This window comes from Paenibacillus caui, from assembly GCF_019904135.1.
GTDB lineage: Bacteria > Bacillota > Bacilli > Paenibacillales > Paenibacillaceae > Fontibacillus > Fontibacillus caui.
Genome location: NZ_JAIOGQ010000010.1, coordinates 73,800 through 97,004 on the forward strand (window position 1 = coordinate 73,800; position 23,205 = coordinate 97,004).

Sequence of the window (23,205 nt, forward strand, 5' to 3'; positions counted from 1 at the left end):
CCGGAACCCCCGAAGGAGTCCCGGCTATTGTTCTCACATCACTTGCTTTATAAAAGCTTTTTGATTTCATCCTTGATGCTTTCGGATTTAGGTCCGAATACAACCTGAACGGCCCCTTTGCCGAGACGCATAACGCCGGATGCGCCCAGACCTTTTAGCGTCTGATCGTCTACGATTTTATCATCCTTCACGACAAGACGAAGACGGGTGATGCATGCATCGACGGCCTCGATGTTGTCTGCTCCGCCGAGACCCGCCAAAATTTTGGCGGCCTGGCTGCCTGATGCGGCAGACGGTTCTCCTGAGGACTCTTCTTCGCTTTCGGCTTCGAAATCGTCTTCACGTCCCGGCGTTTTGAGATTCAGTTTGACGATCAGTACGCGGAACAGCACGTAATAGACGACAGCGAAAGCTAGGCCTACCGGAATAAGCAGCAGCGGCTTCGTTGCAAGCGGATAGTTGATCGCATAGTCAATGAATCCGGCCGAGAAACCAAAGCCCAGCTTGACGCCGAGGGAGTAAATGATATAGCCGGCAACCCCGGACAAAATCGCGTGGAGAATATACAGCACCGGAGCGACAAACATAAACGCAAATTCAAGCGGTTCTGTAATCCCTGTCAGGAAAGAGGCAAGTGCAGCCCCGATAAAAATGGAGCCAACAGCCTTTCTTCTTTCCGGCTGTGCGGTGTGAATGATAGCAATAGCCGCGGCAGGAAGGGCAAACATCATGATCGGGAAGAAGCCGGTCATGAACATGCCCGCCGTCTTATCCCCGGCGAAGAAACGATGCAGGTCGCCGTGAATGACCTTGCCTGTGGCGTCTGTAAAATCTCCGATTTGGAACCACACAATGGAGTTGATAATATGATGCAGGCCAAAAGGAACAAGCAGCCGGTTGGTAATCATATGAACGGCGCTGCCAATGCCGCCAAGCCCGACGATCCAGTTGCCGAAAGTATCGAGCGCCTGCTGTACGGGACCCCAGATCAGACCGAAAATAAGGCCGAGAACAACCATCACAAATGCGGTGACCATCGGAACAAACCGCTTGCCGCCGAAGAAGCCGAGCCAGTCCGGCAGCTTGATATTATGGTATCTATTGTACAGATAAGCCGCTACGCAGCCTACAATGATGCCGCCAAGAACGCCCATATCAAGCTTGGCATCCTTGCTCATCAGATCGGTGAAGACGGCCGGTACCTTGGAAAGCACACGAAGCAGGATCAAATGCCCGATGGCCGCGGAAAGAGCCGCAACCGCATCTCCAGCCAGTCCAATGGCTACACCAATAGCAAAAATCAGCGGAAGATTGTCAAAAATGGTGGATCCGCCAGCATCAAGGAACGGGGCGATATAATGATTCAGAAATTCGCCCACACTCCCCAGATGAAAGTCCTTGACGTAGTCAATGTTGCCGAAACGCATGAGGATGGCTGCCGCTGGAAGCGTGGCAACCGGAAGCATGAGGGATTTCCCGATTCTTTGTAAGAAAGCCAGCATGTGATCAACACCCTTTCCATATATTTGTTATTTCCGTAAAACCGCTATTGAAGGATACAAAAAAGAGCCAAGGAGAACATCCGCTTTTGTTGTCAAAAGAAGGTTGTTTTCCTTGGCTCATGTTGCTTTGCTGAATAACATGATAAAGCAGCCTATTCGGTTCGTCAATACTACAGTCCGGTTAAGGCTGCTCCCGGGTCCATTGAAAGTTGCCTCCAGATACGGTCAACAGCTTTTCCTCGGCGGCGTTAAATGAAACGGCCTACGTCTGCCTGCCGCCCGGTCTTACCCGGCGCGTCGCCTCTGCTTCGAGCGGATTGTCCGGCCAATAGTGCTTGGGATACCGGCCTTTCAAATCCTTTTTCACTTCAAAATAAGTGTTCTCCCAGAAATTTCGAAGGTCCGAGGTGACCTGGACAGGACGCCCGGCCGGCGACAGGAGATGGATGGTCAGCGGGACCCGGCCAAAGGCCAGTCTTGGCGTCTCCATCATGCCGAACATTTCCTGCAGACGGACGGCGATATAGGGAGCTTGGGGACCGTCGTAAGCTACGGCGATTTTTGAACCGCTGGGAACCTTGATAAAGGCCGGAGCCTCGGCATCGAGCTTTCTTCGCTGCTCCCACGAGAGCTGGTTTTCCAGCATCTTCACCAGGTTCAGCTTCTGCAAATCGGATTTGCGCCTGAAGCCGGCCGCATAAGGTCCGATCCATGCCTCGGCTTGCTGCTGCAGCGCCGAATCGGATACATCCGGCCAGGACTCATCGACGTTTCGCAGAAACAGGATTCTGGCCTGAAGCTGGCACGATCTCGCATTCCAGGGCAGAAGGCCGATACCGTCCGCGGCTACCCTGCCCAAGAGCGCTCTAAGCACATCCTCCGGCGACGGGCTGGAGTCCGGCGTTTCCCTGTACACAATCGCACCGAGCATAACCGTATCCCAGGCCCGGACCGATTCGGTGGCTTCATCCCAAACCACCCGCTTGATCTCCTTCATCTCTGGCCGCAAATGGGCCCGGATTTGCTCCGGATCAAGCGGAGCGGCCCACAAAATCCGCCCCTCCGTTCCCTCATCATCCACCTCCGCCGCAACTATATATTCACTTCCGGCCGGGGAAAGCGGAGAAGCAAATGCCGCGCCCCTTCCGCTGGCGAGCAGGTAGCGCCCATCCGGGCGCCGCTGTCCGATCCGGTCAGGAAAGGCAAAAGCCAGCAGAAGCCCGCACAGCGCTTCAGCTTCCTCCTGGCCGGGCAGGGGCTCGTGCCCTGCGCCAAGCTGCTCCGCCCAGCGGCGGCTCTGCCGCAGCAGCGGCTGCAGCGACGGCAAAGCCGGGGACGGCGGCGCCACCAGGCCGCCGCCGTCCGCCGCTGAAGGAGCGGCCGCGCCCGCTGCGGCGCGGCCCCGCTCCTCGCCGCGGGCAGCGCGCAGCAGCCCGGCGAGGGCACGCCGCGCGTCGGCGTCATTCCCGCCCGCGCGCAGCGCGCGGGAATCCTCCAGCATCGCGGCGAGGAGGCAGGCCAGGCGCCCGTGCCCAAGGCGCCTGCCTTCAAGCAGCATCCGGCCCAGGCGCGGATGCATGCCCAGCCCGGCCATTTCCCGGCCGGGCCCGGTCAGGCGCCCGCCCTCGTCAAGGGCGCCGAGCTCGCGGAGCAGCAGGACGGCGCTGAGGTACGCGCCCTGCGGCGGCGCGTTCAGCCAGTCCAGCTCGGCCGGGGACTGCGCCCCCCAGGCGGCCAGTGCAAGCGCCAGCGGCGCAAGATCGGCCTCCAGAATCTCCGGCGGCGTCTCCTCCGGCAGCAGGCGGTCCTCCGCCTCGCTCCACAGCCGATAGCAGACGCCCGGCGCTGTCCGTCCCGCGCGGCCCCGGCGCTGGTCGGCCGAATCGCGGGCCGCCCGGACAGTCGTCAGGCGCCCCATGCCGGTGCGCGGCGAGAACAGCTCGGTCCGGCGCAAGCCGCCGTCAATGACAACCGTGACGCCCTCTACTGTCAGGCTCGATTCGGCAATGGACGTCGCCAGCACAACCTTCCGCCTGCCGCCGGGCAGTGCGCGGATCGCCTCCTGCTGGGCTTCCTGGGGAAGGCTGCCGTAAAGAGGAACTGCCATAACCCTATCCGGCAGCCTTCCCTCCAGCAGTTTCTGTGTGTTCCGAATTTCCCGGATCCCCGGCAGAAATACGAGAATATCGCCCTCATGCTCCTTCAGCGCCGTTAGAACCGTTAGCTTCGCCAACGTTTCCAGCGGAGCTGTGCTGCGCTCCTTCAAATAGCGGGTTTCAACCGGGTAAACCCGCCCTGTGCTGCGGATAACTGGTGCATTCCCGAGCATTCCCGCCACCGGCCCCTCCTTCAGGGTAGCGGACATGACAAGAAGGCGCAGATCCTCTCTCAAAAGCTGCTGGCTCTGCCTGCTTAAAGCCAGCCCCAGATCGGCCTGCAGGCTTCTTTCATGAAACTCGTCAAATATAATTAATCCTGTGCCGAGCAAAGCCGGGTCGTTCTGCAGCATCAGCGTCAATATGCCTTCGGTAACGACCGTTATTCGTGTTCGCGGGCCCGTCCGGCTCTCGCCCCGAATCCTGTAGCCTACCGTTTCGCCTGCCTGCTCTGCCAGCTCGCGCGCCATAAACGCCGCAGCCGATCGGGCGGCCAGGCGCCGGGGCTCCAGCATGATGATTCCCTGCCCTTGCAGCCAAGGCTCGCTCAGCAGCGCCAGCGGGGTTCTCGTTGTTTTCCCGGCACCGGGCTCCGCAATCAGTACAGCATTTTGGCCTTCCTGCAGCGCTTTTTTAAGCTCCGGCAGACATTCATCAACGGGTAACTTCATTCCAACTCTCCCTGTCACTCTTGTTATACAGTTAATCATATAGCGGCGGCCAAACCTCTGTCAAAAAGGATTCGCAGCGCTCTGGCAGTGCATTTTTACGTCTTGTTTGCTATCATATCTCATAGACAACCAACCAGCGTACCCTGAGTAATTACAGATTATTAGGAAGTGATAGATTTGTTAAGAGGACGGTTTGCGCCCACGCCTTCCGGCGCTATGCATCTGGGCAACGCCAAAATCGCGCTCCTCTCCTGGCTGCAAGTGCGGTCCGCCGGCGGCGTTTTTGTCCTGCGGATTGAAGATATAGATGTGCAGCGTTCCAGGCCTCACCTTATCCAGTCCATTATTGACGATATGAAGTGGCTGGGACTGGATTGGGACGAGGGCCCCGGCAAAGGCGGTCCTTACGGCCCTTATACCCAAAGCGAGCGCTTGGAACGCTATGAGGATGCCTTACAAAAATTGCAGCAAAAGGGGCGACTGTACCCCTGCTACTGCAGCCGCGCCGAGCTGCTGTCGGTTGCCGGAGCTCCGCACGGCCTTGCCTCCGAAGGCGCCCCCTATCCCGGCACTTGCAGGGCGCTGACGCAGGAGGAACGGGCAGTCAGGGAGCGGCGCAAAAAGCCGGCCATCCGCTTCGCCCTGAAGGACGAGCAGTATACCGTTCAAGACGGAATCGCCGGTCCGCATTCGTTCCCTAAAGGCAGCGGAGGGGACTTTATCGTCAAGCGGGCGGACGGCATGTACTCCTACCAGCTTGCCGTTACCATTGACGACGCGGCCATGCGCATTACCCATGTGCTGCGCGGCGATGACCTGCTTGATTCTACGCCAAGGCAGCTGGCTTTATACGAAGCGTTGAATCTGGCCCCGCCCCGGTTTGCACACGCTCCGCTAATTATGGGCGAAGACGGTCACCGTCTTGCGAAACGCCATGGCGATCTCAGCCTCTCCTTCCTGCGTTCTACAGGCGTACAGCCGCAAAAAGTGATCGGCTGGCTGGCCTTTATCAGCGGACTGACGGACCGGCCCGAGCCGCTCCAGCCGTCTGACTTAACAAGCGGCTTTGAGCTTCATTCCATTTCCAAAACGCCGTTTACGCTTACGCAGCAAATGAACCGGGAACTGCTTGAATCGTAAAAAAACCGCCCGCCTCATGATCTCCATGAAACGGGCGGCTTTAATCCGCCTGCTTACAGCAGGGCTTCCGCTCCGTCTATCCGGATCCGGGCGCCCGTAATATGCTTTGCTTCATCCGACGCCAGGAAGCAGACCAGGTCGGCCACGTCCTCGGGCTGTCCGGGTCCGTCCGCCAGCGGCTGGCTGCCCTCCGGATATTCGACCGGAATGACAATCTCTTTAAGCTCATCGCTCAATTCTGTACTTTCATCGATGTTGGTCGCGATCGCTCCCGGGCTGATGACATTGACGCGAATCTTGAACTTGGCCAGCTCCAGGGCGGCCATTTTGGCAAACGCGACCTGCCCGGCTTTGGTCGTGCTGTATGCGGATGCTCCCCATCCAGCAAAGCGATCGAGTCCGTTGATTGAGCTCGTGATAATAATGCTGCCGGCTCCCTTTTTTTTCAGGTGCGGGATCGCATATTTTAGGGACAAAAAAGTTCCATTCAGGTTGATGCGCAGCGTCCGTTCCCAATCCTCCAACTGCATGTCTTCGATGGGCGCCCACGTGCCGTTTATGCCGGCGTTTGCAAACAAAATATCGAGACTCCCGAAAAATTGGGCAGCGTCGTTTACCGCCTTCTCCACCCTGGCCGCATCGGACACATCCACATCAAAAGCTTTTGATTCACCGCGGAAGATTTCATTAATTTCATGCTCGGTAGAACGAATCCGTTCATCGTTCAAGTCAAAGAGCGCAACCTTGGCGCCTTCTCTTGCGAGCTTGATCGCCGTAGCTTTTCCAATTCCGGAACCTGCGCCCGTTACAATTGCCGTCTTTCCCTGAAAACGAAGACGCTGTTTGGCTTGAATATCCGACATACGCCACGCTCCTTCTTTAGATTTACATTTCTATTCAAGACCATGCGGTTTTAACCTTAATCGTACACCCGCTAACTCAGTATTACCCAAAAAGTGTATTTGCTTAACCCTTCGGGGAGTGAAATGGAAATTTGAACCTGTTATGGCGAATAAAAAAGACAGACCGGATATGCTCCGAATCTGCCAAAAGGTTCATCTTTGAAAGTTTCATCATTGTTTATTCTTAGATTCCCAGGTTTACGGAGCAGCGCCGCTCCAGCTTAGTTCAAGCACGGAAGCATCGTCCTGAAGCCCTCCGCTCTGCTCCGCCTGCAGCGCTTGCTCCAAATCCCGCCCGCTCAGCGGAAGCTCCTTCATATCCAGCGTTTGCAGTCCGTCGCTATATACGATAAGCCCTCCGCTGCCCAAACGGTCCAGACGACCGGTATACAGATGGGGCAGCATGCCGGAGTTTTCAGGCCGGCTTGACCATCTTTCCGAGGTTTGGAATTTGTTTGCGGGAATCAGGCGGCTTTCTCCGTCCTCGTTCCACAAACGTATTCTTATATCGCCCTGCCACAGCAGCCAAAGTCTTCCGGCTCTGCCCTGCCTGGGGCGGCTAATGTGGCCGCACACAAACATGGCTTCCGTTCCCTGTTTCCGTTTCTCCAAGAGCACCTCGCGAACAAGCGGAGGCAAATCGTCCGGCAAATGGAGACGTTTCAAGCCCTTTGCCGCTTCTTGAGATACTCTTACCAGCAGTTCCTGAATTTGATTCAAATCTGTTCCCGGCGGCTCTTGAAGCCAGCGTAACAACTGCTCCCCAAGAATCCGCGCCCCAAAATCACCACGGTAGCTGAGCGAAACGCCGTCACAAAGCACAAAACGAACCGTTTGCTCATCAGCTGCAACGGCCCCGTAATCCTGACCGGGCTCACCCAGCGAACAACTGTCCGCCGACGGACTATAAGCGTACCGACAGGTCAGATTCCGGTTCCTCCATGAAGTGACAGGCTGAATGCGATCCTGTCTGCTCCTCCAAACCAAAGGCTCAGAATCGTAGGATTCATGACTGGTCCGCCAAGAAGACATTTTCATCGCAAGGTCCCCCTACCTTACCGGAGTCGCCGCAGACATCTGGAATCCGACCGATACGAGCTCCGCACAGTTTCCAGGCAGCATCATCAATGCATCCGGGGAAAGCTGATAATCGGCTTCCAGCAGCATTTCACGGTAGGTTGCCGGAAGAGGAGAAGACATTTGGCGCAGCTTCTCTCCGTGGGCATCGTAAAGCCGGGTTTGCCGTGTTATGCCGCCCCAGCGTCTTGGTTCGGGAATCGGACTCTCCAGCACATGATCGGATATAAAAATGTTCTCAATGAGCACTTTTCCATCGGGAACCCCCATTTCCATGATCCGCTGCGCAACCGGGAGCGGGTCCTCTCCCGTGTATACGCCGTCTGTCATATGACAAACCAGCGGCGACGGGCAGTCCTGCATATCCGGCAGCTCATCCTGCAAAATTTTCTCGGCCTGTAGAAAAGCTTTCGCACTGTCCGAGAACCGCTTTGGCGACAACTGAGGAAGCATTCCGAGGGCGGCTATTTCGTCAATTCCTTTGACCCCGCCAAGGAGGTCGTAGACTTCATCACTGTATGCCAAAATAGCCACGCGATATCTTGGCGTCAGCCGGTTGCCTTTGGTGGAACGGAACACCATTTGACGAATCGCCATCGACAGGGCGTCATAGACAATATCCATTCGCCGTCTGCCTTCCATCACCATATTCATTGAAGCGCTGATATCAATCAGATAAATAATCAGCGCTGGTGTGCGCTGTGATGCTTGAACCGTGTAAGTCATTCCTGTCTCCTTCTTATCTGAAACCTATGGTGTCAAGACCCCTGTCTAAACTCATCCTAAATGTCCGGGAGCTCATACGACGTGTCCTTTACGAAGCGGTAGATATGGCCAACCCGCTTGCCTATGGACCCGGTCTTCACAAAATATTGGGCATCTGTATTGTATATGTTCAGGAAATCCATCGCATAGGTTTTTGCCTTGTCAATCTTGCCGGCTTTCTGGGCATTATAAGCGGAATTATAATAAGCAATCATCTTGACGATCTTCTGGTCGCGAACCTTCTGCAGCTGCTTCTCCTTGCGTTTTCGCTCTGCTTCTTGGTGCTCTCGCTCTGCTTCCTGGCGCTCTCGCTCGAGAGCTTCCTTGCGGGCAGCCTCTTCTTGTGCGGCTTTCTCCTGAGCAAGCTGGGTATCCCTGTCCTGCTTCCAGACTAAATAGCGGTTATACGCCGCCTGCTGCTCATATTTCTTCTGCAGCGCTGCTTTCTCGGCAGTCTGCTTGTCCTTAGCAGCTTGCTCGGCGGCCTGCTTCTTCGCTTCGGCTTCTCTCGCGAGCCTTGCTTCTTCCGCCTTTCTTGCTTCTTCTGCCTTTCCAGCCTCTTCATGCTTCTTTTGTTCGGCAAGCGCCTGCTGCCGATCTTCCTCACTCGCCAAAGCGAAGCTTTCTGCAGGTGCCGCGGTCTCGTCGGTCTGGCTGCTTCCCGTCGCCTCGGTATGCTTCGCCCCGCTATCCGCAAGCAAAAAGACGGCTGCCGCAATAAGCAGCACACCCAAGATCACCGCTCCCCCTACCCATACTCGGGATTTTCGGGCGAACGACCGAGTCGCTGTCGCTGCAGATTCTGTATTCGGCGGGGAAACGGGGACCATCTGCCGTTCCAGCTCAAAAACAGCCGCCGCGATCTCCATGTGGAGCACGCTTCCTTCTTCCGTCTTCTGCAGGGCAGCGCGGTAAGTTTCGAGCGCCTTGGCCCTATCGCCCTTTTCAATCCGTCTGGCTTTCTCCATGATTGAGGCTGCTTCCGCTTCATTGCCGTATTGCGATGTATCCACAGCTGCCGCAGCATTGTCGCTGTCTTCCAAATCCGCTGCAAGTCCCGCTGCAGACATGCTTGGCAACCTGCCGGCAAAATCCGCCTCCGCCTGATCCGGGTGTTCACCTGCGGCCGCGGCTTCCTGCGCCGCTAAAGAATCGCCCGCTTTCGACAGCGCCATGACCCATTCCCCGAATGTAGGACATGATCTGGCATCCTGGCTGTTCCAGGCCCGGGAGAACAGCTCGGCAGGCTCTTTTCCCCATATCTGCTCGATTCGCTCGGTCAACACCCGGTATCTCGAACCTGTGCCTTGAATTTCCTGAGGATCGAAATAGCTTTCGCCCCATGCTGCCTTGCGTACTTCTTCATCACACCAGCCCAGCATCTCGGCAATCATAACGGAACCCGGGAACCGGTCCGCATAAGCGTTCCATGGGGAGGCCCCCCCTTGAACCGACTGATAGGATGCATACCCCGGAGAGCCCGTCAAATAGAAATCCGGAGGATCGAGCCGCGGACTGAACATTTGCTCGACATCTACAAGCTCCACCGCATAGCCGCCGCTTTCCGTCAAAAACATCACATTCGGCGCCGACAAATCGCAGTGGGCAATTCCTCTCTGCTCCATTGCCGAACCTACCAATGCCAGGGAACGGGCAGCGCCCAGACTGTCCTTCGGCCTCATGGCCACACCGCCGGCCAGGAGATCTAGCCACGTACTTCCATGAATCCAGGGCATGATGACGGCATACAACAAATCCGGATACTTTGCGATGAGCTCGCCGTTTCGTTCAGGCGTGAGCACTTCGCGCTTGCACACCCTAAGACCGCTGATCGTGCTGTATCCTTCCATCGTTTGCGACAAATGCACATGTGACGGGATACGGAATTTTGGCAAAAAAATCTTGAGGGCCATGGACTGCGCCGCTTCTCCGGTGGCCGGAACAAGCTGATAGACTACGCCCTGACGCCCGGCCTGGGCATAAGCCAGTCCCGGAGCTGCAGGATGCGTTCCTATTCTGTAAACTGTTCCGTTAATCTGAATTTCGTCTCCCGGATTGGGGTTAAAAGCCATTCCTTGTCCCTCTTTCTATTCTTGGCGCGGACATCACCTGGTCCGCTCTCCAATGCTATTCATTATGTACCCGGACATGACCGCCCGGTTCTTGCTTCCATCAGCCGTTTAATAACGACCTTGATCAATACTGCGAAATTTATTTGACATGGCCGCCAGTTCCTGACCAATGGATTCCAGCATATAAACGAAAGCCTGCATCTGCTTGTCCGCTTCCTGAAATTCATGAAAGAAGCGCTGCTTCGACAAGCCTTCCCAATCCTGCTCCATCGTTTGTACAATACGGGTCAATCCGGCAATAATTTGACGGCTTTGCTCTCCGCCTTGCAAAAACTGCCGCGCCATCTCCTCGATTTGTTCCGGACTAACCGTGATTCTTCCAGCCATAGACTTGCTCCCTTCATAAAGTTACAAAGCGAACGAAATGGAGAGTATCATGAAAAATTACCCAAAATGATTGCCGCTGAATCAGTAGTCCGCCGAAGATCATTTGGAGTTTTAGCGACTAAAGACCTGCTGCCGGATTGGTAAAGATCCAGGCCTTTGGATTCATAGCCGCTTCCCTGAGAATCATCCGCCCGGCGGCTCTTTTTCTCGACAATCCCGGAAATGGCAGCATTTTGCTATCCGCACCGGACAAAACCGGATCCCCCTCAGCTTGCTCCTTGCCGGCTGAGGTGAAGGAGATTTCATGATCCTGCTCGGCCAGTCGTCTTTCGCGGCGAACCGCGTCTACAGCAGATCTTGGATTGGAAATAACCCCCGGCGAGAAGCGGGTAGCCGGAAGAATCAGGGAATCCGTGCCCAGATGAAGCGTCCGGTACATCATGGAGGAAGGCCCGTATGAAACCGATCCTTTGGAAATGGAAGCTCCAAAGCCGCGATCGCTCTCGTCAAAAGAAGCCGAACGTATTTTGAGGCCTTCCCCCAAACGATACAGCTCTTTGCCGATCTGTTCCGACAATCGGCGAGCCTGTTCCCACTTTACCTGAACGGCTCCCCAAGCAGCTTCATTATCCTGACTGAAAGAAGTAAGCAGCCGATTTAGATGCTCGGCAATATCTTGGAGCTGTTCCGCGGAACGCTGCAGGCCGCTGCCCGCCGTCCGCAGCTGCTCGGGTTCAACACTAATACGCATGAATTATCCCCTTTCATCTGTCTCGGGTGGCTGTTCAAGCCACAGCAAAAGCATATCCTGAAACTGTTTTCTTGTAGCTGGAGCGGCAACCAGCCAATCTTCTTCATCCCTGATGCTCATCCGGATTAACCAATTCATCGATTGTCCGACAATGAAAGCGGCTCCCTGGCTCTCCCAGCCTTCCTCGTTCCAGATCGACAGCTGAAGTTCTCCCTCGCTGGTACGTTCCTTCAAGCATTTGGCGAGCGCCCAGGAGGCTTCAACGTCCCCGGTAGACTGCGAAAGTTCAGTGCTTAATTGCTCAAGATCCATACTTTGGCTCGCTTCGTACAGCTCATTGAATTTCTTTCTGGACAACAGCAGTGCGGGAAGATCGGAAGGAGAGTCAGCTCTCCATTTCATTCGTTCAACCAGCAGGCCGGACGCCTCTTTGACGTTGCCCAGCTCCTTCAGGCAATAGACGGATTCAGAACCCGCTTCCCTAACCACCTCCACCACCTTTTCATTCGTAATGTGGAGATAACCTTCAAAAGCTTCCGAATCATGCTCATATCGAACCCAGCAGGCCCGCTCGGCAAAGCCGGCGATAGCTACTCTTGCAAATACCTCGGGTGTCATGGAAAGCTCGTTACTATTTTTTTCGTTGGTCAAATAGCCTTTGTTCAGCAGCGACTCCCTGACCAATTCCCATTCGTCTGCAATCTCATCCGATAAATAACCAAGAAAGGGATCTTCAACGCCAAGCAAACGGTCCGAGCCCAGTATCCCGGCCAGAAAAAAGAGCTCCTTCGTCTCCAGATTGACCGATGTCCCTCGCAAATCCTTTGTTGTCAGCATTCGGTTACCTCCCTTCATACACTCACTTCCCATTGGTCGCACACTCGTGCGATCCAGACATCAGGTGTCCATACGGTGTCAAAAGGAACCGCTGCTTTCATTCTTTCATATCTCCTGTTCACATAAAATCCTTCTCCGGTAGGAAGTACGGGCAGTTCTCCCGGTTCACTCGCGGATTCCTTAAGCGGGATCCGGAAAGCAGCCAGATCGGAAGGGTCCTTTGTACCCAGTACAAATCCTGCCTGGCAAGCTTTCACTTCCGCAAACCAGTCGGAGCCAAAGCCCGGGAAATCTGCGGGTATCCCTGAAAGCACAATATGAAGCCCGCATTCCCTGCTTCTTCTGACCAGCTCAGTTAATTTGTCTTTGACGGCAAAATCCGTCAGCCGCTTTGACAGCAGATCGGCATCGTCAATAGCGAGCAATCTCGTCATCTGATCGCTTCCGGCTCCCGCCTCACGAATGTCCTCGTCCAGCAGACTGATGATTTCCGCTGCCCCGCTTTCTCCAGTTCCGAGACCCCGTACATGGGGCAGCGAAGAGAGCTGCGTAAGACTGCTTGCTCCAGATTGCGGCGCGCGGGCTTCAATCATATACACGCCAAGTCTTGCCGGAGGAATATGCCACGCAAGCGACAATATCCAGGACTCGAGAAACGAGGTTTTTCCCCCGCCCATCGGAGCACCGACAATAAAATGCGGCCCGCTGTCCAGCCGAACCTGTATCGGCCCAAGGTCCTCCACCGCAATGCCGACAGGCACCGGCACGGCAGCGGCCTTCTGGACCTGCAGCCTGCCGACCGGAAGCAGCTCCCTCAGGTTGACCTTGGCCGGCATAGCCTGAATCCGCGCAGGCTTGTCCCCCTTCCGGTTCCGGTCCATTCCGGCAATTTCAGCCCTTAGCCTCTCGGCACGTTCGTATTCACTGCTTCCGCCAACAGGCAAGGCGGTCTGGAATTCAACCGGAGGATGGCCCTTCATATAACCCCTGCCGCGTACCATTTGGCCGGCCGGAGCCGAGACCCTGCCAACCGCATAAAAATAATCTCCGTAATCACCCAACTCAAGCGCGGCAGTCTGGGAAATGGAGCTGCGGGTTTTCTCCGGGATGTCCCCGTATCTTCCAGCCGTAATCAGGAATCGAATGCCTGCCGCTCCTCCCTCGCGCAGCAGCTCGTCCAGCTGTTCGCTTTCGTAAGGATACCTGTTTCTAAAAGCGTGATAATCGTCAATCAGCACAATAATGTCGGGAAGCTTGCGGCCAAACGGATTCCGGTAATCTTCCGCGTTTTTGATTCCCGCCGCAGCGAGCAGTTCCCTGCGCTCTGCGGTTGCTTTCTTTAAAAAGCGGAACAATCGGCCGATCCGGTCGCTTTCATCCGCCGTTATGACGGCCCCGACCTGGGGAAGCTCGGCGAACCCCTGCATCATTCGTCCCATGTCAATGATGTAACCATGCCAGGAAAGCCCCGGGCCTCCGGCAAGCGACATCAAAAAAGTTTGCAGAAAAGTCGTTTTGCCCGAACCCGGCATGCCATACAGCGCAAAATGACCGTCCTTAAGGCGGACAGGAACCGCAAATTGCCTCTGCCCCTGAATATCATCCGCCAAACCGACATAGGCCGTCAGCTGATCGCCCACCTCGGCTTTGGGCAGTTCGGACAAGCTCAGCGATTCAGACAGAGGCGGAAGCCATGGCCCGTTCAGCTTGGCGATCCCCTGTTCTTCGGCGGCTTTTCTCAAATATACGGTTAACACTTCCAGTTCTTTTGGCGCGAGTTTGTTCCTCAGCCCCTTCTTGTAAACTGCGCTGGTCTGCTGCAATACCGCTTCCCTGTTTCCGTTTAGCAATACGCGGAAAATGGACTGCTCGACGCCAGCAGAAGAACGCTCCGGATTGTACTCCGCGCCGGTCCAGGCAAACTGAACCTCTTCCAGAAGCTCGGGTCCCGCTTGCACAAATCCTCTGCCGGCCGCCAAAATCCAGGCCGCATCCGGAATTTTGATCATTTCACGACTGTCGCTTTCCGACTCTACCCTCAGGCAGATACGGAACCGCGCATTGCTCCATATTTTATCGTCAACTACACCCGCCGGTTTCTGCGTTGCCAGTATCAAATGCAGTCCAAGCGTTCTGCCGATAGCCGCTATGCTGATCAATTCTTCAATAAAATCGGGATAATCGCTTTTCAGCTCCGCGAATTCATCGACAATAACGAACAAATGCGGCAGTGGCCCACCCGGAGCGCCAAGCCGGTAATATTCATCGATATGTTCCAGCCCGCCGGCTTGCTTCAGCCGCTTTTGGCGGGTGACAAGCTCTGCGCGCAGCGCCGATTTGGCGCGCTCGACCAGCTTTCCGTCAAGATTCGTCAGCGAACCGACCACATGAGGCAGACTGCGGAAGGCTCCCGACATGCCGCCGCCTTTGTAATCGATCATAAGGAATGCAGCATCATGCGGATGATAATTCACCCCGATCGAAACGACGAGTGACTGGAGCAGGGCGCTTTTACCAGACCCCGTTGTTCCTGCAATCAAGCCGTGGGGACCGTGTGCCCCAAGGTCAAGGCGGTCATGCAAATTCAGCACAAACGGCTTCTCTCCCGCCCGTATCCCGATCGTGACCGGCAGTTCCAGCGGGAGACGGCTTTCATTCCAACGTGTGACAGCATCCAACTCTTCGACACGCTCCTGTCCAAGCAGCTCAAGCAGGGAAATGCGCTCCGGCAAAGCCGCCCCCTGGCTATGCTTCAGCTTGATTTTGGCCATCAAACGGGCAAAATGATCGCATTGTTCCAGCGAAATTTGGTCCAGTTGGAACGCCCTGCGCATAAGGCCCCCGTCTTTCTTTTTCAGCGTGTAGGTCCCTTGATCTTCTTCACACTCAATGATCAGCCGGCATTGTCTTGGCAGCTTGTCCACAGAACCCGCCAATATAATCGTATGTAATGAGATTTGCTCCGCATATTCCGTCAATACACCGTACAGAGGATCATTCTCCAGCACTCCGGCATCCGAGAGCAGAACCACATGTCTTGCACGGTCCGAACTTGCAGGCTTCCATTCCCCGGAGGAACGATTCAAACGCAGCGTCAGCTCACTATATAAATATTCGGAGAGCTGCTGCCTGTCTCCATCGGAGCAAGCCATGCGGCGGAAAGAATGATGCTCATCCCAAAAATGCGGAAACCAGCGCATCCACCGCCATTCCTCCTTCTCTTCCTCTTTAAAAAACGAAGAGAGCAGCACTTCGTCCGGCGAATGACGGGCAGTTAACTGTATGATAAGGGCCCGAAGCGCTTTGACTCCGCTCCCCTTCCCTGCGACAATCCCGATCACGCCGGATTCCAGCAGCGGCAGGGCAATGGGACAATCCGGCACGAAAGCCGCCTTGTTCGCAACGACCCGCGCCTGTTCCAGCAATTCATCCGCTTCCTGGGGCCGGACGTCCGGAAGACGCAGGGTGATAGCAGAAGACGCCTCGCCGGTGCCGATCCGCAGCGACAGAAAATCGTTGTCCTGCGGAGATCGTTCCCAAAGGGAAGGGGAGCGTCGGCGCACCACGCTTTCACAGCGCTCAAAATCGCTATGTACTTGCAGCAAAATTCCCCTCTGTTTGGCTCCTTCTTCGGCCAGTTCCTGCTCTACCTGCTTCAGCAGCTCCAAATATGCCGATTCCCTCAGCCGGTTTGTTCTCTCGTACATTTTTTTGTTATGAACATAGATCCATACAGGGATCAGATAAGAAACCAGCATGCAGAAGGAAATCAGGACCTGCAGCACTACATCGCTTCCGCCTGCCAGCCTGCTGCTTGCCCCCATATAAACCAGTGCCCCCGTGCCAGCCAGCGTCACTAATATAGGCAAGGCAAACCAGGAACCTGCCACAGAACGAGCCGCCGGTTTCGCCGGAGGCGCCGGCAAACTGCGCTCGCTGTAATTTAATTCGGGCATGATGCGGGGAGATCTTTGATAGAGAAAGCCCATAACTTGCCCTCCTTTAATCGTTCCGGCTTTGGAACAATGGCACGCTTGCCTCTTCCTGTGCCGGAACTTGTACTGTGCTGTATATATTTTTAATTCGTACAAAAGACCCGTCCTGCAATCCGCTGTCGCGTATGGCTATTTCATCCGGAATCGGAAACCATCCTCCGCCGGTTTCTTTACCTTCCAATAAATAGGCTTGCGGTCCCCCGGCCCCGTCACGACCAGCGAATTCGCGGATCCAGCGCTCTTTAAACATGCCTGCCGTCATGTGGTCAGGAACTTCAATATCACATTCTTCCACGTTCCTGCGCCCGTTCATCAAAGTTAAGATCATGCTCCATACGTCCTTTACCAAATCTTTCACTCCTATAATAGCATTGATCTTCCTGCTAACGTGCAGTCAAATTTGTAAATCCATTACAAACGTCCCACAAAAATAGGCTGTTTGGCTTAACCCGCAAGGTAAGAATTTCCGCTTTGACCTAAATCAATCTCTATCCATATAAGTTGCGCAAATGATTGAATCATGTGTCACTGCGAATATGGATCTTTCTTTAAGGCCGGTGCTCCCGCCGGATTTCTTTAATTGGTCTTAAGTTAAGGAGAAATCGGGGGACAAGCAAAACGGCGGCCTAAATATTTTTCTATATTTTTTAAAAAAAATGAAACCATAACCATGTCAGATTCGTTAATAAATTGTAAAAGAGAAATCGCTTCAATTCTCTTGGGAAAGGGTAAAGAACAGCAAAAAAGGAGACTGTTTGCCGCTTCCTACTGAATTAATCAATTTGTTATTTTTTCTTAAGCTAGTTTTAAGAAAGAAGCTTTACAATGATCCTATGAATCTCAAAAATATAGAGGTGATTAGAGTGAAAATCGTCATTAATTTTCAAAACAAACTCGTTCCCGTCTATTTCAACACCGAGAACAAACAACCTGTACAGCGCACACTTAAGCTTTTGACAAGCGCTCTGGATAACAAGATCCGCAACGGCAAGCAAGCTTTGCAAAAATGTTTGAATTCTCTGATCAGTATTGAAATTGAAGGCTCGGAAGCAATACTTCACAGCAAAAGCGAATTCGATTCCCTAGCGTTGTCCCTTTATTAATCAGGCATCATTCCATTATCCATCTGCCATAATGAAGTTAGAGGCCCACAGTTACCGGTAATCAAATACCGTGCTGTGGGCCTCTTTCTCCTGCAGCTTACAGATACGTTTAAGCTTCTTTCTCCTTAGCCGCTTCGCGCAGCCTAATTCCGCCAAGCTCGGACCGACAATATTTCCGGCTGCGCTGGCCGTAGCCATGATGCCGAGCGCATACCCGACATGCTTCTCCGGCGTATTGGTGCCGACCAGGGCAATCGCTGAAGGCACATATCCCGTGAGCAACCCCAGAAGGGAGCAATGCAGGCGCTGGACAGAAAGGTTACTCCGCAAAATACGCCACACCCTAGTACGAAGAGGTTTCTTTTCCATTGGAAGTTCATGGTGTCACCCCCATTATTAAATCAGCTTGACCACCTCACCGATCAAATAAGCTGCGGGAACGATGAGCGCCTGGGCCAAAAGGGTCCCGAGGAAGCGTGAGCCCATAAGCAGCATATATATTTTCCCCAGCTCATTTCGATACGCCTCGCTGTTTAACGCCTTGTCCGTAATTAACCCGAGCTGCGGATCGATGAAAATCGTCAGCAAGATGGTAGCCGCTCCATTAATGATCCCCGATGACTGCGATGCGGCCGTACTGAGCTCAGGCAGCAGGTGCGCAGCGTATAGCGAAGAAAGTACGCCAACCGTATAAAATGCGGTGACGAACACATTGAGCACAATGAATCTCTTCGGAATACCCAGCACCCTGAACTGGCTCGGATGAAACGAAGGCCGTCTGACATAATGCCTTGTATTCTTCAGCTGTTCGATCGTCACGCTTGCCGCCAGCCTCGGAAGCGAGCCTGCAATCTCCAGTTTGGCAATGACCCTGCCGAACAGATTTACGGCGGTAGGAAACAGCAGCATCGCAAGCAGCGTTCCGGCAGAGCCGGCCAGAAGAATCACCCGCAAATAAGTAATCAACGAGAAGTCCGGATGATGTTTCGCAAAATCAACAAACTTTGCCGCAATCGGCGCCTGGATCAAATTTGCGGTCCTGGAGACAAGCACAATAATCCCTGTCAATGACAGTGCGACGGCAATTTTATTTACTTTGACACCGGCAAACCGGACCGAATAGGATAACGTCTCTGCCGTATGTATAATCATGGTCAGCACATACACAATGATCAGCTTGCTGAGCATTTTCTCTCATCCTTTCAGGGAAATCGCCTGCCTGTGGCGATTTTCAGGAGGAAACAATTCCCATTCCTTGATCCTCTATATATGTAAAGGATTCACGGGAATCATTTTGCTCCTATTTCGCGTTCCACAATGTCCGCAACTTCATCCAGTTCGTCTATAAAAGCCCACGGCTCCCCGTCCAGATCGTCCGACCACTTGTGGTTGCGCCGAAGCCAAATGCCTTTAAGACCTATGCGTGCGGCCCCCCAAATATCGTTGACGGGATGATCGCCTACGATAATCGTCTCCTCCGCTGCCGTTCCCAGCTTCTCCAAAGCTAATTTGTAAATCCGCTCATCCGGTTTGCGGATCCCTGCTTCTTCGGAAATGACAACCGCATCAAAAAGCTCGCGCAGCCCGAGTAAATCGATTTTTCCGTTCTGCAATCGGGTAACGCCATTTGTAATAAGGCCTGTCTTCAGTCCAAGCGACCGGACATGCCGCAAGCATTCCACCCCGTGCCGCATGACCTGTGCATGAGTCATGTAATTGGCTTCATAGTACGCCTTCAGTTTATCCATATCCATCGGCTGCCTCCAAGGAAGCCGGTCCAGCAGTTCCTGAAAAAATCCGTCCTTCGGCCGGTATCCGTCGGCGTCGGATTCGATCATATAGAGAACCGTCTCGCGCTGCTGCTCAGGGGATAAATGCCCCAAATGCTCGCGCACCAGCTGTTCGGCAAAGCTGCGGAATGTATGGTCACGATCCATCAATGTGTTATCCAGGTCAAACAGTATTCCTTTCAGAAGCATTTCTATTTCCCCTTAAAATTGATTTATTAATTAACTTACAATATAAGTTGAACAAATGATTGAATCATATGTCACTACGAAGATGGATAGTTCTTACGATCGCTGTTGTCCCCGGATTTTCTTTGAATTGGCCTTAACTAGGGAGAAATCCGTGGACAAAGGCGAACTCTTCGCTTCTTCAGAATCTATCCATCTCCTCCGTTCTCTATGCTGTTCTTTAGTTCAACTATAGATTTCATTATTATACTTTATCCATCATTGGGAGTCAGAAGCAAGTGAAAATCTTTTGTACATTCTATTTAATAGAAAACTGAAGCTTTCAAAAGCATAATAGATATGTAAACGTTTTTAAACGTGATATTTATATTCTGGACAGTGAAAAGTTCTAAGCATTAAGAAGCCAGCGAATCAGCGTGGCAATCAGCGAATTTCTGCTTGGCTTGAATTATTTGGGTTATGGATAAGCGAGTTGTGAGCAAACAAAAAATAGATTTACGTAAATAAACCATGACCGTTGCTTCGGAAACAATTGTCTTTGAAGGCGTTCTCAGGCAGCGGAAGAATAGACTGGGAACAAGGACGAATACCGGACCGCGATCAGTTGCAACAGACCCATCGCGATGTAGCTGTACATGACGCAGCCTTCAATGGCCTTGACTGTTAGCCGGATATTTTCCTTGTCCTTCTCATATCCGTCACGTGCTCCAGCGGATGATGTCCGTTGCTTCCAGTGTCAGGTCGGTGCTCACCAGAATGGACAGCTGGTCGCCAAACCGAACCAGAACAAAACGCAACTCCTGGTACAGCCCCTGTCCCCATAGCAAATCCAGGCACAGGTAATGGACGGTTTCTTCCTTGCCGTAAATCGTCACCTGGGCCGTCTGAAATGCATCAGCACGGCTTTGAAACAGGGATTTCAGTTTGACTTCAGCTCCCTTTTTTCGTGGACGACCCCGTCCCTTCTTCGTCACGAAAGGAGGCTCATACGCCACAGCGTTAGACTTGGCCTTCGTAACGATGTGCATCCGAGCCGTTCCTGATGCGTTCCACTCGCTCAAGCGCTTCAGTGCAGGAACGGACAGAAAATAACGATCCAGCAGGAGCAAGGCTTTCCCGAATGTTTTGGCAGCCGCAAAGCCTTGATCAATCATCTGCACCACATGAGAATCTTGCCTCTCAGATGGGTCTCTCCAGCCGAAAATGGTTTTCACACCATCCTGCAAGTTCATGAACAACGGAAGGCAAAACCACTTCTGCGGCGTTCTCATGAGAATGCCGATGGCGCCAAAAAGATGCCCGAAGATGTGCTCCGCCTTGGAAGAATTCTCGGACTCCTGATGAAGTTTCTTGACGCCGGGCATCCGGCGAGCTTCCTTGGTCTGCTTCATCCCATCGCCTATAAGCACGGCCATCCCGTTGACGTAAGACAGTGGGGCCGTTCGTTTCACGATCTGAAGCCACGTAAGCCGTAGAGATTCAAGCGACCACGCGGATGAACGAAAAAAATGGATCAAGTTCTCGTAACAACGGGAATGCAAAGACTAATCCCGGATGATGGAAGTCACACCCAAATGATCCGAACGCAACATGAGACCGATGATGACAACAATAAACCAATGGTAAGCGGCTCCTCTGGAGAAGCAAGGACGAAAGTGATGCAAGATAGAATCGATATATTTTAGCATGGTATGGAGAATCGCAAAGGAATGAGGTAAACTAATGGACGTAACCCTTCAGCGATTGATCTCCTTTCTGGTGTGGAAACCTTAGGATATCATATCTTCGCCTGATTGGGTTATTTTTCTATGTTGAACTTTTCACTGTCCAGCATCTATGAATTGAGGATAAAATGAGCTCTACATAAAATATATACTCAATGCAAAGCATACCCCTTAGAGTACACAGAGAGTATAATAAATAAAATTCTCTCGTATATATATTAAGGGGCATTATCAAATGTCTTCTATCCCAATTCAAGTCGGATCAGATGAATACGGCTATAGAAGGACTGAGCCTTCCGGTACATTTTAATTTTATATCTTACTTTTGGCAGGCAGCTGCGCTTCGAACGGCAGGCTCTCTTTAACCGCCCACAGATCATCATAGCTGAAAATGCGGTGATCGGCTCTGGAGAGGTCCTGCCGGCCAGAGCCGGGGTTGTGAAAGCCAATACAGCGCATCCCCGCGCTTTTGGCTGCCTGGACACCATTTCGTGAATCCTCAATAACGACGCAATGGGCCGGGGCTATGCCAAGCTGCTCGGCGGCGTACAGGAAGATGTCCGGGGCCGGTTTACCCTGCGAAACTTCTTCTCCCGTAATTCGAATGTCGAAGTAACGGGCCAGCCCCGTTTTTTCCATGATGAGCTCAATGAGCGCCCGTGGAGAGGAGGAGGCCACCGCAACCGGAATCCCTTTCTCCAGCAGCCAGTCCAGCCAACGCTTCAGTCCGGCAATCGCCACAAGACCTTCGTGTATGCTCATCGACTTCATTACATTTTCCTTGTGATAGACCAGCGTCTCTTCCAACGAATCGGGGAGCCGATGTTTGTCCAGCACCTGGCGCCACATGGATTCAAGGGTCACTCCGACATAGGTGTGGTGCTCTTCTTCCGTCACAGACGCACCGAAATGGGCAAAGGAGTTGCGCTCGATCTCAAAATAAATCGGTTCGCTGTCTACCAGCACCCCGTCCATATCGAAGATAACTGCCTTGATCGGTACGGGAGTGGAGTGACCTTGTGTGCATTCATTATTCGGCTGTGCATCCTGAATGGTTGTAATGTCCATTCTCCCCCTTGTCAGTATCTGGATTTAGTTCTTGAGCCACTCGATTGCAGCACAACCTTGATCGCCCGTGAAGATGGCTGAAGTGTCCGCTCGTTGATATTGCATCCGAGGGCCAGAAAGGCCTCATGATAGTCTTCCAGCGGATAGGAGTGGGTAATGATTTTTTTGGCAGGAACGATCTGCTGCTCAATCAGGTAATGCGCCGTGGAGAACGTACCCAGGGAATCGATCGAGCCGATGATTTTGAGGCTGCGGTCAACGACCTCCTTCGGATTGAACGAGCTTGTCCCGTCTCTCAGTCCTACCAGCATCAGATATCCGCCACTTGTAAGCCGGGATAGTACCTTGGTCCCGACCACGCCTGTAGTATCTACAATCATGTCTACCTGATTTTTTAAGGGTGCCAGCTCATGAATAGCCGAATCCAGTGTGGCGTGCACGGACCATCGCTCGGGAGCAACGGAATGAGCTATGGCGAGCCGTTCCTCCGAGATGTCGACCAAACATCCGGTTACGCCTTTGGAAGCAAGGGCATAACTGTACAGAATCCCGATCGGGCCTGCGCCCAAAATGACAGTTGTGAAGTTCGGCAGCAGGTGAACCTGGTTGATACCGGTCAGCATGCAGCTCAGCGGCTCGGTCAGTGTTGCTTCCTCATAGCTGATATGGTCCTTGAGCTTGTACAAAAACCGGTCCTCGGTCACATAGTAATCGGTGAACGTGCCGTCAGCACTGACGCCTGTCTCTGTTACGGCTTTATGTGTGCAATGGTTCTGTCTTCCCGTCCGGCACATATCACATTGACCGCAATAGTATGTCGGATCAATCACCACCCGGTCCCCGGGCTTCAAAGCACTAACGGCTGATCCTACAGCGATAACTTCCCCAGCAGATTCGTGTCCTAGAATTGTGGACGGCACGGCATGATATTTGCCGCTGATGATGCCTAGATCCGTACCGCATACACCTGTAGCCCGAATCCGGACGAGAACATGGTTATCTTTACTAATCTCCGGAACAGGTCTTTCCTCAAGAACTACATCCCAAGCTGATTTGTATACCAGTGCAAGCATAAATAG

At 53.4% G+C, this 23,205-nt stretch carries 18 protein-coding genes and 1 pseudogene; 2 read left to right on the top strand and 17 right to left on the bottom strand.

Translation table 11 applies throughout. The features are described from left to right. Nucleotides 1–47 precede the first annotated feature (47 nt). Both nagE and hrpB read right to left on the bottom strand, forming a co-directional pair. Nucleotides 48–1,502: an N-acetylglucosamine-specific PTS transporter subunit IIBC gene (gene nagE, locus K7397_RS08050; protein ID WP_223067430.1), complete on the bottom strand. Its 1,455-nt coding sequence runs from the start codon at nucleotides 1,500–1,502 to the stop codon at nucleotides 48–50. Nucleotides 1,503–1,764: 262 nt separating this feature from the next. Further along, the gene (hrpB, locus tag K7397_RS08055; RefSeq protein ID WP_223067431.1) at nucleotides 1,765–4,329 is read right to left on the bottom strand and encodes an ATP-dependent helicase HrpB; all 2,565 of its coding nucleotides are present in this window, start codon (nucleotides 4,327–4,329) and stop codon (nucleotides 1,765–1,767) included. A 177-nt stretch (nucleotides 4,330–4,506) separates the two neighbouring features. Between hrpB and gluQRS the strand changes: the two genes are divergently transcribed. Further along, the gene (gluQRS, locus tag K7397_RS08060) at nucleotides 4,507–5,469 is read left to right on the top strand and encodes a tRNA glutamyl-Q(34) synthetase GluQRS (protein WP_223067432.1); all 963 of its coding nucleotides are present in this window, start codon (nucleotides 4,507–4,509) and stop codon (nucleotides 5,467–5,469) included. 53 nt (nucleotides 5,470–5,522) lie between these two features. On the opposite strand, the gene K7397_RS08065 is transcribed toward gluQRS, so the two are convergent. The 9 genes from K7397_RS08065 to K7397_RS08105 form a co-directional block, all read right to left on the bottom strand. Continuing rightward, complete coding sequence (locus K7397_RS08065; protein ID WP_223067433.1) at nucleotides 5,523–6,332, bottom strand: SDR family oxidoreductase; 810 nt, start codon at nucleotides 6,330–6,332, stop codon at nucleotides 5,523–5,525. Nucleotides 6,333–6,569: 237 nt separating this feature from the next. Next, nucleotides 6,570–7,409: a hypothetical protein gene (locus tag K7397_RS08070; protein ID WP_223067434.1), complete on the bottom strand. Its 840-nt coding sequence runs from the start codon at nucleotides 7,407–7,409 to the stop codon at nucleotides 6,570–6,572. A 12-nt stretch (nucleotides 7,410–7,421) separates the two neighbouring features. Then, nucleotides 7,422–8,174, bottom strand: coding sequence for a vWA domain-containing protein (locus K7397_RS08075; RefSeq protein WP_223067435.1), 753 nt, complete (start codon nucleotides 8,172–8,174; stop codon nucleotides 7,422–7,424). A gap of 56 nt (nucleotides 8,175–8,230) precedes the next feature. Further along, nucleotides 8,231–10,285: a protein kinase family protein gene (locus K7397_RS08080; protein ID WP_223067436.1), complete on the bottom strand. Its 2,055-nt coding sequence runs from the start codon at nucleotides 10,283–10,285 to the stop codon at nucleotides 8,231–8,233. A gap of 108 nt (nucleotides 10,286–10,393) precedes the next feature. After that, nucleotides 10,394–10,672, bottom strand: coding sequence for a WXG100 family type VII secretion target (locus K7397_RS08085; protein ID WP_223067437.1), 279 nt, complete (start codon nucleotides 10,670–10,672; stop codon nucleotides 10,394–10,396). Between the two features lie 118 nt (nucleotides 10,673–10,790). Beyond that, nucleotides 10,791–11,423, bottom strand: coding sequence for a hypothetical protein (locus tag K7397_RS08090; RefSeq protein ID WP_223067438.1), 633 nt, complete (start codon nucleotides 11,421–11,423; stop codon nucleotides 10,791–10,793). Nucleotides 11,424–11,426: 3 nt separating this feature from the next. Continuing rightward, on the bottom strand, nucleotides 11,427–12,260 hold the full coding sequence (locus tag K7397_RS08095) for a hypothetical protein (protein WP_223067439.1): 834 nt from the start codon (nucleotides 12,258–12,260) through the stop codon (nucleotides 11,427–11,429). Between the two features lie 14 nt (nucleotides 12,261–12,274). Beyond that, complete coding sequence (gene essC / locus K7397_RS08100) at nucleotides 12,275–16,249, bottom strand: type VII secretion protein EssC (protein ID WP_223067440.1); 3,975 nt, start codon at nucleotides 16,247–16,249, stop codon at nucleotides 12,275–12,277. A 13-nt stretch (nucleotides 16,250–16,262) separates the two neighbouring features. Then, entirely contained in the window at nucleotides 16,263–16,583 is a 321-nt protein-coding gene (locus K7397_RS08105; RefSeq protein WP_223067441.1) for a hypothetical protein, read from the bottom strand. A gap of 535 nt (nucleotides 16,584–17,118) precedes the next feature. Between K7397_RS08105 and K7397_RS08110 the strand changes: the two genes are divergently transcribed. After that, nucleotides 17,119–17,358 (top strand): hypothetical protein, encoded by a 240-nt coding sequence (locus K7397_RS08110; protein ID WP_223067442.1) that lies wholly within the window; start codon nucleotides 17,119–17,121, stop codon nucleotides 17,356–17,358. Nucleotides 17,359–17,517: 159 nt separating this feature from the next. Here K7397_RS08110 and K7397_RS22180 read toward each other — a convergent pair. The 6 genes and pseudogenes from K7397_RS22180 to K7397_RS08140 all read right to left on the bottom strand — a co-directional run. Beyond that, nucleotides 17,518–17,643, bottom strand: a pseudogene (locus tag K7397_RS22180) (MFS transporter); the annotation flags it as partial. Between the two features lie 111 nt (nucleotides 17,644–17,754). Then, complete coding sequence (locus K7397_RS08120; protein ID WP_223067443.1) at nucleotides 17,755–18,546, bottom strand: lipid II flippase Amj family protein; 792 nt, start codon at nucleotides 18,544–18,546, stop codon at nucleotides 17,755–17,757. 101 nt (nucleotides 18,547–18,647) lie between these two features. Next, entirely contained in the window at nucleotides 18,648–19,337 is a 690-nt protein-coding gene (locus tag K7397_RS08125; protein ID WP_223067444.1) for an HAD family hydrolase, read from the bottom strand. A gap of 695 nt (nucleotides 19,338–20,032) precedes the next feature. Further along, nucleotides 20,033–20,785, bottom strand: a complete 753-nt coding sequence (locus K7397_RS21405) for a hypothetical protein (protein ID WP_237690763.1) — start codon at nucleotides 20,783–20,785, stop codon at nucleotides 20,033–20,035. 585 nt (nucleotides 20,786–21,370) lie between these two features. Next, the gene (locus K7397_RS08135; RefSeq protein WP_237690764.1) at nucleotides 21,371–22,126 is read right to left on the bottom strand and encodes an HAD family hydrolase; all 756 of its coding nucleotides are present in this window, start codon (nucleotides 22,124–22,126) and stop codon (nucleotides 21,371–21,373) included. An 11-nt stretch (nucleotides 22,127–22,137) separates the two neighbouring features. Beyond that, nucleotides 22,138–23,199 carry a zinc-dependent alcohol dehydrogenase gene (locus K7397_RS08140; protein WP_223067445.1) on the bottom strand — a complete coding sequence of 354 codons (1,062 nt, stop codon included), beginning with the start codon at nucleotides 23,197–23,199 and terminating at the stop codon, nucleotides 22,138–22,140. Between the last annotated feature and the right edge of the window lie 6 nt (nucleotides 23,200–23,205).